Raw genomic sequence first — 11,526 nt, 5'->3', positions numbered from 1 at the left:
GGCCGAGCACCATCGCCACACCGTAGGCGAGCAGCGGAACGGCCAGCAGGCGCACCGCGCTGTTCCAGCCCAGCGCCGGGATTTCCCCGCCCAGTTCCTGGGGTTTGAGCGCCGCGCCAACGCAGAGCAGGCCCAACGGCAGGCTGGCGGCGGCGAGCAGACTCAGCAGGCGGTCGGTGCCGCCGGGCAGACCCAGGCCCGACAGATTGACCAGCGCGCCGGCGACACAGGCGAGAATCAGCGGGTTCTTTGCGATGGGCAGCAGCAGACCGCGCACGCTGACGCCGCGCTCTGCGGTCAGCGCCCACACCGACATCACGTTCACCGTCGGCACCATCAGCGCCAGCATCAGCGCAGCCAACGCCAGACCTTCCTTGCCGAACAGGCTGCCCACCGCGGCCAGGCCGAGGTAGGTGTTGAAACGCAGCACGCCCTGGGTGATGGCGCCGAAGCGGCCGGCAGACCAGCCGCGCAACCGCTTGGCGATCAGCAGCCCGATCCAGGCCAGGCCCAGGCCGAGCATCACGGCACCGGCCAGGCGCGGCAGTGCTGGGTTATCCAGCGGCGCTGTCGCCAGGCTGCTGAACAGCAGAGCGGGGAAGAGGATGAAGTAGTTGATGCGCTCGGCGCCGGGCCAGAACTCGGCACTGGGAAAGGCGCGCAGGCGCAGGAAATAACCGGCGACGATAAGGGCGAAAAGGGGCCAGAGGGCGAGTAGCAGGGCGGTCACGGATACATCCAACAGTGCATGTAGCGCGATCTTCGATGCTGCCAACGTTCAGTGCAACCTTCATCTTCGAGCTGGCGTGGCGGCAGCGGTGCTACGTCGGTCGGACGATCGTTAGTCGATACTGGCTTGGTGATATCATCCGCCATCGAACCTGCGAGCTTCCGATGCGCCACATACCCCCCCAGGCCTCTACCGAGGACTTCCGCGATACGCCTTATGGCCGGCAGTTGCATGGCGGGTTCCGTCTGCTGCGCTTTGCGCCGGAGCTGGAGAGGGAGTTTCGGCGCTATCTGGATCGTCATGCGCGGCTATCGCAACGCCTCGCCGCCCTGCTGTTGATCTTCGCGGTTGGTGGATATCTGTATTGCGAACACCGGTTGTTCGATCTTGCCGATACCGGCTGGCTGACAACGCTGACGCTGTTGCGCCTCCTGCAGATTCTGCCGGGCGTCGTCGTGCTGGTGCTGACCTTCTACAGCCGCAGGTTTCGTGCGCAGGCCAACCGCATATTTCCGGTGCTGCTGGTGATGGTCGGCATGCTGGCCGCGCTGATCGACATCCGCTTCGAAACGCTCGATGCGGAGCTGAATTTCCGTTACGGCGCTGGGCTGCTGATCGTCGCGTCGTTCTTCTTTCTCGGCGTGACCTTCTGGTGGGCGCTGCTGTGCGCGGTGCTGATCGTGCTGGCCGACGTGTGCATGGCCAGCCTGATCCTGTCGGCCGAGCAGATGCCGGAACACTGGATTGCCGTCAGCTACTACCTGCTGTTGCTGATCATCGGCGCGATCAGTCGCTATGTTCATGAGTACTCGCAGCGCGACCAGTTCCTCACCCGCCAACTGCTGGGCTGGGTCGCCGAGCACGATGCGCTCAGCGGTCTGGCCAACCGGCGCAGTCATGATCGCGCGCTGCCCCAGCGGATCGCCCAGGCCCGCCGAGACCGGCGCCCGCTGAGCCTTCTGCTGCTCGATCTGGATGATTTCAAGGCCTATAACGACACCTTCGGCCATCCGGCCGGCGATGCACTGATCCGCGCCTTCGGCGAGCTGCTCGCCGGCTTCGCGCGGCGCCCGCTGGACGAGGCGGCACGGGTTGGCGGTGAGGAGTTCGCACTGCTGCTGTACAACTGCGACAACGCCGCTGCACAGCGCATTGCCCGTCAGGTGATCAACGCGCTGGCCGCGCTGGATATCAGACATCCGCATGATCCGGCGGCGCGGGTGGGTGTCAGTATCGGGATCGCCACGTTGCAGGACGGCCAGCAGGCCGAGCAGCTCTATCACTGCGCCGATACCGCGCTGTATCAGGCCAAGAGTGGTGGCAAGAATCGCTTTGCCGTCGCGGCCGGGCTACTGCGACCCGAGCCACAGCCTCACTAGCGGATGGCTTAGCGGCGCGGCGGCACCGAGCGGGTGCGGCCGCTGCCGTCGATGGCGACGAATACGAAGACGGCTTCGGTGACCTTGCGCCACTCGCTGGACAGCGGATCGTCGCTCCAGACTTCCACCAGCATGCGGATCGAGCTGCGCCCGACCTCCAGCGTCTGGGTATAGAAGGACAGCTGCGCGCCAACCGCTACCGGAACCATGAACGCCATGCGATCGATGGAGACCGTGGCGACACGGCCGGCGGCCACGCGGCTTGCCATCGCGGTGCCGGCCAGATCCATCTGCGACACCAGCCAACCGCCATAGATATCGCCAAAACCATTGGTTTCCCGCGGCAATGCGGTGAGCTGCAGGGCCAGGTCGCCCTGCGGGATCGGATCTTCCTGTTCGTATTCTTTCATTCGGTCGGACTCGCGGCGCGTTGTTGTTCTGGCGCGAAATGCCCGCTCTGGCACGGGCGACGGCGCGAGTATAGCGGCTGTGTTGCGCTACAGCGACCGAACCAGGTCAACGGTGCGCTTGGTAATCAGATTGTCACACTTGCTTCATAGAGTGTTCACACGGCCTGCAGATACTGGCCCCCGTTCCAACACACTCGAGCACACACCTGCTAGGAGCAAGGTATGAAACTGAATCGTTTGATGGCGGCCCTGACCTTTGTAGCCGCTGGCGTTGGCGCCGCGAGCGCGGTCGCTGCTGTGGACCCGGCGCTGCCGAGCTACCAGAAGACTTCCGGTGTTTCCGGCAACCTGTCCAGTGTCGGTTCGGACTCCCTGGCCAACCTGATGACCCTGTGGGCTGAGGAATTCAAGCGCAGCTATCCGAACGTCAACATCCAGATTCAGGCTGCCGGCTCCTCCACCGCGCCGCCCGCTCTGACCGAAGGCACCTCCAACATGGGCCCGATGAGCCGCCCGATGAAGGACAACGAGATTCAGGCCTTCGAAGAAAAGTATGGCTACAAGCCAACTGCCGTTCCGGTGGCCATCGACGCCCTGGCGGTGTTCGTGCACAAGGACAACCCGATCAAGTCGCTGGACATCGAGCAAGTCGACGCGATCTTCTCCAGCACTCGCCTGTGCGGTGGCGAGAAGGACATCAAGACCTGGGGCGACCTGGGTATGACCGGCGAGTGGGCGGCCAAGCCGATCCAGCTGTTCGGTCGCAACTCGGTATCCGGCACCTACGGCTACTTCAAGGAAGAAGCCCTGTGTAAAGGTGACTTCAAGTCGAACGTCAACGAGCAGCCGGGCTCGGCTTCCGTAGTGCAGTCGATCTCCAGCACCCTGAACGCCATTGGTTACTCGGGTATCGGCTACAAGACCTCCAGCGTCCGCGCCGTACCGCTGTCCAAGGGTGGCGAGGCTTTCGAGGCCAACGAAGAGAACGCTCTGGCTGGCAAGTTCCCGCTGGCGCGCTTCTTCTACGTCTACGTCAACAAGGCGCCGAACAAGCCGCTGAGCCCGATCGACGCCGAGTTCCTCAAGCTGGTGCTCTCCAAGCAGGGCCAGGAAGTCGTGGTCAAGGATGGCTACATCCCGCTGCCGAAGAAGGTGGTCGACAAGACCATGCAGGACCTGGGTCTGTAAGACCCGCGTGACGGCCGGCGACGTAGCGCGCCGGTCATGCGCAGATGCCCGCCACGCGAAACGCGCTGGCGGGCTTCGTCGCGTCACCTGGCTGTAATTTTTCTGTCACACAGCTTCATTAGATTAGGCGCCCCGAAGGGCCGCTCAGGCCCAGGAGCCCTGGCATGAACGACATGGAAAACATGACCGCGAATTCCGATGTGCAACGGCTGGACTTCAACACGCCGGCGCTGCAACGCAAGCGCCGCATCCGCGCGCTGAAAGATCACCTGGCACGCTGGTACGTGTCCATCGGCGGTCTGGCGGTGCTGGTCGCCATTACCCTGATCTTCTTCTACCTGGCGCAGGTCGTACTGCCAATGTTCCAGGGCGCCGAGCTGGAAAGCCGCGCGGCGCAGCAACCGGCCTGGTTGGCCGATGCCGGCGAGCCGCTGCTGCTGGCGGTGGAGGAGCAGAACCAGGTCGCAATGCGCCTGGGTTCCGACGGGCAGGTGCGCTTCTTCGGGCTGAGCGACGGTGCACTGCTGTCGAGCAAGACGTTGCCGCTGCCAGCCGGCAGCCGTGTCGTCTCGGTGGGGCAGGACACGCCAAGCACACGCCGGCTGGTGCTGGGCCTGGATAACGGCCAGGCGCTGGTGCTCGAGCACAACTACAAAGTCACCTACCCAAACAATAAGAAGACCATCACCCCCGAACTCGCTTATCCCTTCGGTGAGGAGCCGCTGCAGCTCGACCCCGAGGGTCGCCCGATCGATCAGGCCGCCATCAGCCTGAACGGCAAGACGTTGCTCGTTGCCGGCGCTACCGGCACGGCATTGCACGCTCAGCGCATCGCCAGCAGCGAAAACCTGATGACTGGCGAGGTGACGCTGGAGCAGGAACGCCTCAATCTGCCGCAACTGGCCGAGCCGATTCGCCAGCTGCTGCTCGACCCGCGGCACATGTGGCTCTACGCAATCAGCGGCAAGGCCAGTGCGGATGTCTTCGATCTGCGCCGCAAGCAGCTCAATGGTCGCTACAAGCTGGTTGGCGACGGCAGCGAGATCACCACGATCAGCCCGCTGCTGGCGGGCATATCGCTGATGATCGGCGACTCCAAGGGTGGCATCGGCCAGTGGTTCATGGTGCGCTCCGCCGACGGCCAGGCGGAGTTGAAGAACGTACGCAACTTCAAGCTGGGCAGCAGCCCGATCCGCCAGATCCTGCCGGAGGAGCGCCGCAAGGGCTTCCTCGCGCTGGATGACGCCGGCAGCATCGGCATTTTCCACAGCACCGCGCATCGCACCTTGCTCAAGGAACAGGTCGCTGAAGGCGCCGCTTTGGCTGCCATGTCGCCGCGTGCCACGCGCCTGCTGGTGGAGTCGGAGCAGGGTCTGCAGCGCTTCGTGATCGACAACCCGCACCCGGAAATCTCCTGGAGCGCGCTGTGGGGCAAGGTCTGGTACGAGAGCTATCCGGAGCCTGACTACGTCTGGCAGTCGACCTCGGCCAATGGCGACTTCGAACCCAAGCTGAGCCTCGCGCCGCTGGCCTTCGGCACGCTCAAGGCGGCGTTCTACGCGATGCTGCTGGCGGCCCCGCTGGCGATCTGTGCGGCGTTCTACACCGCCTACTTCATGGCGCCCAGGCTGCGCAGCAAGGTCAAGCCGATCATCGAACTGATGGAAGCGTTGCCGACGGTGATCCTTGGCTTCTTCGCCGGCCTGTTCCTCGCGCCATTTCTGGAGAACCACCTGCCGGGCATCTTCAGCCTGCTGTTGCTGATGCCGGTCGGGATTCTGTTTGCTGCCTGGGCCTGGAGCCGCCTGCCTCAGGCCGTGCGTCTCGCGGTGCCGGATGGCTGGGAAGCCGTGCTGCTGATCCCGGTGATCCTGCTGATCGGCTTCGGCTCGCTGGAAATCAGCGGCCATCTGGAGAACTGGTTCTTTGGCGGTGACATGCGCCTGTGGCTGTCCAACGACATGGGTATTCCTTTCGATCAGCGCAACGCGCTGGTAATCGGCCTGGCGATGGGCTTCGCGGTGATCCCGACCATCTACTCGATTGCTGAAGACGCCGTGTTCAGCGTGCCGCGCAGCCTGACGCTGGGCTCGCTGGCTTTGGGCGCCACGCCCTGGCAGACGCTCACCCGCGTGGTGCTGCTGACCGCCAGCCCGGGCATTTTCTCCGCGCTGATGATCGGCATGGGCCGCGCCGTGGGCGAAACCATGATTGTGCTGATGGCCACCGGCAACACGCCGATCATGGAAGCCAACATCTTCGAAGGCATGCGCACCCTGGCCGCCAACGTCGCCGTGGAGATGCCCGAGTCCGAGGTCGGCGGCACCCATTACCGCGTGCTCTTCCTCGCCGCGCTGGTACTGCTGATGTTCACCTTCGTGATGAACACCCTCGCCGAGCTGATTCGTCAGCGTCTGCGTGGAAAGTACGCCAGCCTGTAAACCAGATTTCGCAGAAGGTATCGATCCGTGAAAAAGGATTCGTTGAACACCTGGGTCAAGAGCGGCACACCCTGGATCTGGATGAACGCCGGCGCGGTATCCATCGCCGTGATCATGACCCTGGGGCTGCTGGCGATCATCGCCGTGCGCGGTCTGGCGCACTTCTGGCCGGCCGATGTGATCGTCGCCGACTACAGCATGCCGGGCGCCGAGATGCGCGTGCTGGCCGGTGAGGTGGTCCAGGCTGAAGAGGTGCCACGCGCGCGTCTGGCGGCCAGCGGCCTGCCGGTGAACGTCGAAGGCGGCGAGTTCATGACTCGCGAGCTGCTCAAGGTCGGCAACCGCGAGGTGTACGGCGCGGATTTCTCCTGGGTGGTTGGAGAGTGGCTGAGCAATCAGCACACGCCCGCCGAGCTGATGGTTCTGGAGCGTCGTGAGTGGGGCAATTTCTATGGCTACCTGCTCAACGTGAAGGAAGCCGGCCAGCTGGTCGCCGAGGGAGAAGGCGCCTGGAACGAGTTGCAGGCACGCATCGACCGCGTCGACGAACTGCACACGCAGATCTCTCGTATCGAAAAGGTGGAGATCGGCCGCATCAACCACGGCCTCGAGCGTCTGCGCCTGAAGACCCGTCAGCTGGAGCTTAACGATCGCCTGGACGCGGCTGCCCAGGCCGAACTGGATGCCGAGCGCGCCCAGTGGGATGCCGAGTACCGGGTGCTGGAAGAAAAGCTGGTCGCCCTGCAGCAGCAGTTCAACCGCGACAGCATCACCGTGCGCACGGCCGACGGCCGCGAGCAGGAGATCACCCTGGCCAAGGTGGTGCGGGCGTTCCAGCCCAATGCCATGTCGACGCCGCAGAAGCTGATGTTCTACTTCGCCAAGCTGTGGGAATTCGTCAGCGACGAGCCGCGCGAGGCGAACACCGAGGGCGGCGTGTTCCCGGCGATCTTCGGTACCGTGCTGATGACCCTGATCATGGCGGTAATCGTCACCCCGTTCGGCGTGATCGCAGCGGTCTACCTGCGTGAATACGCCAAGCAGGGCCTGCTCACCCGGATCATCCGCATCGCGGTAAACAACCTGGCCGGGGTGCCGTCGATCGTCTACGGCGTGTTCGGCCTGGGCTTCTTCGTCTACGTCCTGGGCGGTTCGCTGGACCGCTTGTTCTACCCGGAAGCCGCACCGGCACCGGTGTTCGGCACGCCGGGCCTGATGTGGGCCTCGCTGACCCTGGCGATCCTTACCCTGCCGGTGGTGATCGTTGCCACCGAGGAAGGACTGGCGCGCATCCCGCGGATGATCCGCGAAGGCTCGCTGGCCCTTGGTGCGACCAAGTCGGAGACGCTGTGGAAGGTGGTTTTGCCAATGGCCAGCCCGGCAATGATGACCGGCCTGATCCTTGCCGTGGCCCGCGCCGCCGGTGAAGTGGCTCCGCTGATGCTGGTCGGTGTGGTCAAGCTGGCACCGAACCTGCCGCTCAATGGCAACTATCCCTACCTGCATCTGGACCAGAAGATCATGCACCTGGGCTTCCACATCTACGACGTCGGCTTCCAGAGCCCCAACGTCGAGGCGGCACGACCGTTGGTGTATGCGACTGCGCTGCTGCTGGTGCTGGTGATCGCCGCGCTCAACTTCACAGCGATCTACATCCGCAACCACCTGCGCGAGAAGTACAAGGCGCTGGATCATTAATTGAAGCGGCAAGCTCAAGCCACCGGCCTCGGGAGAAACGAGGCGCAGACTTGGGCTTGCAGCCTGTAGCTTGCAGCTGGCAGCTGCGAACGGAGCGAGCACATGCAAACCAACACGCATTCCATTGATATCTCGGCCCTCGGCCGCGACAAGCGCAGCCTGAGCCTGGCCAACGAGCAGGTCGCCATCGAAGTGCCCGATCTGAGCCTCTATTACGGACAGAAGCAGGCGCTGTTCAACGTCGCGATGAACATCCCCAAGCAGCGCGTGACTGCCTTCATCGGCCCGTCCGGCTGCGGCAAGTCGACCCTGCTGCGCTGCTTCAACCGCATGAACGACCTGGTCGACGGCTGCTGCATCGAAGGCGCCATCAACCTCGACGGCCATAACATCTACCGCAAGGGCGAGGACGTGGCCGACCTGCGTCGCCGCGTCGGCATGGTGTTCCAGAAGCCCAACCCGTTCCCCAAGAGCATCTACGAGAACGTGGTCTACGGCCTGCGCATCCAGGGCATCAAGCAGAAGCGCGTGCTCGACGAGACCGTCGAATGGGCGCTCAAGGGCGCTGCGCTTTGGGATGAGGTGAAGGACCGTCTGCACGAATCGGCGCTCGGCCTCTCCGGCGGTCAGCAGCAGCGTCTGGTCATCGCCCGCACCATCGCCGTGCAGCCGGAAGTGCTGCTGCTCGACGAGCCGAGTTCCGCGCTCGACCCGATCTCCTCGCTGAAGGTCGAAGAGCTGATCTACGAACTGAAGGCCAAGTACACCATCGTCATCGTCACCCACAACATGCAGCAGGCCGCGCGGGTGTCCGACTACACGGCGTTCATGTACATGGGCAAACTGATCGAGTACGGCGACACCGATACGCTGTTCACCAACCCGGCCAAGAAGCAGACCGAAGACTACATCACCGGCCGCTACGGCTAGCCGGCTATGGCAAATCGCGCTGCGCGTTGTCGGCGGCGCTTGCCGTACCTGGTTCGTACTGTCTGCGCGCCGCCTCCTAGCGCCGCACGATTTGCCAAAGGCCGGACCGTCCGGCGAGAGAACAACAGTTTCGCAAGGGTTCGCACATGATCAGCAAAGACAGCCACACCCAACACATTTCCCAGCAGTTCAACGCCGAGCTGGAGGAGGTGCGCAGCCACCTGCTGGCCATGGGCGGGCTGGTGGAGAAGCAGGTCAATGACGCGGTGACCGCCCTGATCCAGGCCGATTCGGGCCTCGCTCAGCAGGTGCGCGACGTCGATGACCAGATCAACCAGATGGAGCGCAACATCGACGAGGAGTGCGTGCGCATCCTCGCCCGCCGTCAGCCGGCGGCCTCCGACCTGCGTCTGATCATCAGCATTTCCAAGTCGGTGATCGACCTCGAGCGCATCGGTGACGAGGCGACCAAGATCGCCCGCCGCGCCATCCAGCTGTGCGAGGAAGGCGAGTCGCCCAAGGGCTATGTCGAGGTGCGCCACATCGGCGACCAGGTACGCAAGATGGTGCAGGAAGCGCTCGACGCCTTTGCCCGCTTCGATGCCGACCTCGCGCTGTCGGTGGCGCAGTACGACAAGACTGTCGACCGCGAATACAAGACCGCCCTGCGCGAACTGGTCACCTACATGATGGAAGACCCGCGCTCGATCTCCCGCGTGCTCAGCGTGATCTGGGCGTTGCGCTCGCTGGAACGCATCGGCGACCACGCACGCAACATCGCCGAACTGGTGATCTACCTGGTGCGCGGCACCGACGTGCGCCACCTCGGCCTGGCACGCATGGCCGAGGAAGTGGAAGGCTCGAAGGAGCGCTGATTCGCGGTCGCGGGGCGGGCAGCGATGTCCGCCCGGCGCCAAAATCTGCGGACAGAGCCGCCGCTGGCGTTGAGACTCGACCCATCCACCGGCATCGGTGCGCCCGCACGGATGCCGCTCAGGTGCGGATCAGCGCCTCGCTCAGATAATCGATCAGCGCCCGCGTCTTCGGTGGCAGATGATGATTCTGCCGCCACAGCAGCCAGGCCTCGCCCTGGTATGAACCGGTGTAGCGCCACTGCGGCAGCACTTCGCGCAAACGACCCTCGGCCAGCGCCTGGGCCGCGGTGAAGTGTGGCAGGCAGGTGATGCCCAAGTGTTCCAGCGCCGCCAGCAGCCGCGCCTCGCTGTGGTTGCTGATGTAGCGACCGCGCACCGTCACCGTCTCCTGCAGCTCGCCGCGGCGCAGGTGCCAACGATCGTCTCCCGCCGTTTCTCCCAGATACAGACAGCTGTGGCGCAGCAGGTCCTGCGGATGCTGCGGCTCGCCGTGGCGTTGTAGGTAGTCGGGGCTGGCGCAGAGCAGCTGGCGCACCGGCCCGAGCGGTTTGCCGGCCAGGCCTTCGGGAGGGTTGTCGGTGACCTGCACCAGCAGGTCGAACCCTTCCTCGATCAGGTCCGGGCTCTGGTCGCTGATCCGTAGCTGCACATCGACCTCGGGATAGCGCTGCAGAAAGGCCGGCATCAGCGGACCGACGACGAACTTGCCATAGGCCTTGGGTACGCTCAGGCGCACCAGCCCGCGTGGGCTGCGCATCAGCCGTTCGCCGATGGCGACGGCCGCGTCGGCCGCATCGAGCATATCCCGGCAATGCTGGTAGAACTCCGCCCCGGCCTCGTTCAGCCGCAGCTGGCGCGTCGTGCGTTCCAGCAGGCGCAGTGCCAGAGCCTGCTCCAGCCGTGCTACCTGGCGGCTCACCGCCGACGGTGTGCTGCCCAGAAGGCGCGCGGCGCCGGAGAAGCTGCCGGCCTCGACCACCCGCACGAACACGGCCATGTAGGGCAGCAGTGCTGCGCTGTCATTCGTTCCCATGCGGAACAGGTCCTGTGCTGTTTCGCTGGATTATCGACCGTGGCGGCAGGCCCGACAATTAGCGCCTGATTGGTGCGGGGATTCGAACATGAAAGGCACGCTGAGACAGGGGCTGTGGCTGGCCGATGGCATGTTGCTGGCGGTGGCGCTGATCTGGGGCAGCAGCTATGCGGTGGCCAAGCAGGCGCTGCTGTTCTACCCGGTGCTGGGTTTTCTGGCGATCCGCTTTGGCCTGACCTTCGTCCTGCTGCTGCCGCAACTGCGCGGCAGCGGTCGCCGGGCGCTGCGCCCCGGTCTGCCGCTGGGGCTGGTGATGCTGGCGATCTTTCTTTGCGAGACCTGGGGCGTGATGCTGACCAGCGCCAGCAATGCCGCGTTTCTGATCAGCCTGTGCGTGGTGATCACACCGTTCATGGAATGGCTGCTGCTGCGCCAGCGGCCGCACAACGCGCTGTTCCTCGCCTGCGCGCTGTCGCTGGCGGGCGTCTGGCTGCTGACTGGCGGCCCGCAGCTGTCGCTGAATCTCGGCGATGCGCTGATGCTGGCTGCCGCGTTGCTGCGCGCGGTGCTGGTCTGCCTGACCCGGCGATTGACGGCCGGCCGGGAAATCCCGGCACTGGCGCTGACCGCGGTGCAGAGCGGAGTCGTCGCGGCGGGCTGCATCCTGCTCGGCGTGTCGTTGCCGGGCGAGCTGCCCGCGCTGCCAGTGGAGCCGGCGTTCTGGTTCGGCACGCTATATCTGGTGCTGTTCGCCACGCTGTTCGCCATGTACGCGCAGAACCTCGCGCTGGGGCGCAGCAGTGCAACGCGAGTGTCGCTGCTGATGGGCTCCGAACCGCTGT

General features: G+C 64.6%; 10 protein-coding genes. 7 read left to right on the top strand and 3 right to left on the bottom strand.

Annotated features, from left to right (window positions below; translation table 11 throughout):
• A partial coding sequence (locus LO50_RS12205) for an AEC family transporter (RefSeq protein WP_044315170.1) occupies nucleotides 1-730 on the bottom strand: 730 nt, incomplete at its 3' end.
• 164 nt (nucleotides 731-894) lie between these two features.
• Between LO50_RS12205 and LO50_RS12200 the strand changes: the two genes are divergently transcribed.
• Nucleotides 895-2,109: a GGDEF domain-containing protein gene (locus tag LO50_RS12200; protein ID WP_044315171.1), complete on the top strand. Its 1,215-nt coding sequence runs from the start codon at nucleotides 895-897 to the stop codon at nucleotides 2,107-2,109.
• 8 nt (nucleotides 2,110-2,117) lie between these two features.
• On the opposite strand, the gene LO50_RS12195 is transcribed toward LO50_RS12200, so the two are convergent.
• Nucleotides 2,118-2,519: an acyl-CoA thioesterase gene (locus tag LO50_RS12195; protein WP_003303235.1), complete on the bottom strand. Its 402-nt coding sequence runs from the start codon at nucleotides 2,517-2,519 to the stop codon at nucleotides 2,118-2,120.
• A 222-nt stretch (nucleotides 2,520-2,741) separates the two neighbouring features.
• Between LO50_RS12195 and LO50_RS12190 the strand changes: the two genes are divergently transcribed.
• The 5 genes from LO50_RS12190 to phoU all read left to right on the top strand — a co-directional run bounded on the left by LO50_RS12190 (nucleotide 2,742) and on the right by phoU (nucleotide 9,651).
• Nucleotides 2,742-3,707 carry a PstS family phosphate ABC transporter substrate-binding protein gene (locus LO50_RS12190; protein WP_014818690.1) on the top strand — a complete coding sequence of 322 codons (966 nt, stop codon included), beginning with the start codon at nucleotides 2,742-2,744 and terminating at the stop codon, nucleotides 3,705-3,707.
• A 164-nt stretch (nucleotides 3,708-3,871) separates the two neighbouring features.
• Nucleotides 3,872-6,148, top strand: a complete 2,277-nt coding sequence (locus LO50_RS12185; RefSeq protein WP_042923539.1) for an ABC transporter permease subunit — start codon at nucleotides 3,872-3,874, stop codon at nucleotides 6,146-6,148.
• A 27-nt stretch (nucleotides 6,149-6,175) separates the two neighbouring features.
• Nucleotides 6,176-7,846, top strand: coding sequence for a phosphate ABC transporter permease PstA (gene pstA, locus LO50_RS12180; RefSeq protein ID WP_044315169.1), 1,671 nt, complete (start codon nucleotides 6,176-6,178; stop codon nucleotides 7,844-7,846).
• A 102-nt stretch (nucleotides 7,847-7,948) separates the two neighbouring features.
• Nucleotides 7,949-8,776, top strand: a complete 828-nt coding sequence (gene pstB / locus LO50_RS12175; RefSeq protein ID WP_044315168.1) for a phosphate ABC transporter ATP-binding protein PstB — start codon at nucleotides 7,949-7,951, stop codon at nucleotides 8,774-8,776.
• Nucleotides 8,777-8,922: 146 nt separating this feature from the next.
• Nucleotides 8,923-9,651 carry a phosphate signaling complex protein PhoU gene (gene phoU, locus LO50_RS12170; protein ID WP_003303228.1) on the top strand — a complete coding sequence of 243 codons (729 nt, stop codon included), beginning with the start codon at nucleotides 8,923-8,925 and terminating at the stop codon, nucleotides 9,649-9,651.
• A 118-nt stretch (nucleotides 9,652-9,769) separates the two neighbouring features.
• Here the strand turns inward: phoU and LO50_RS12165 are convergent, their stop codons facing one another.
• Nucleotides 9,770-10,684, bottom strand: coding sequence for a LysR family transcriptional regulator (locus LO50_RS12165; protein ID WP_044315167.1), 915 nt, complete (start codon nucleotides 10,682-10,684; stop codon nucleotides 9,770-9,772).
• An 88-nt stretch (nucleotides 10,685-10,772) separates the two neighbouring features.
• Here LO50_RS12165 and LO50_RS12160 point away from each other — a divergent pair.
• The coding region (locus LO50_RS12160; protein WP_044315166.1) for a DMT family transporter at nucleotides 10,773-11,526 on the top strand (754 nt) is incomplete at its 3' end.

This window comes from Stutzerimonas stutzeri, from assembly GCF_000935215.1.
Lineage (GTDB): Bacteria > Pseudomonadota > Gammaproteobacteria > Pseudomonadales > Pseudomonadaceae > Stutzerimonas.
The sequence above is the reverse complement of the archived record's forward strand: the minus strand, read 5'-3'. Positions and strand labels throughout refer to the sequence as shown.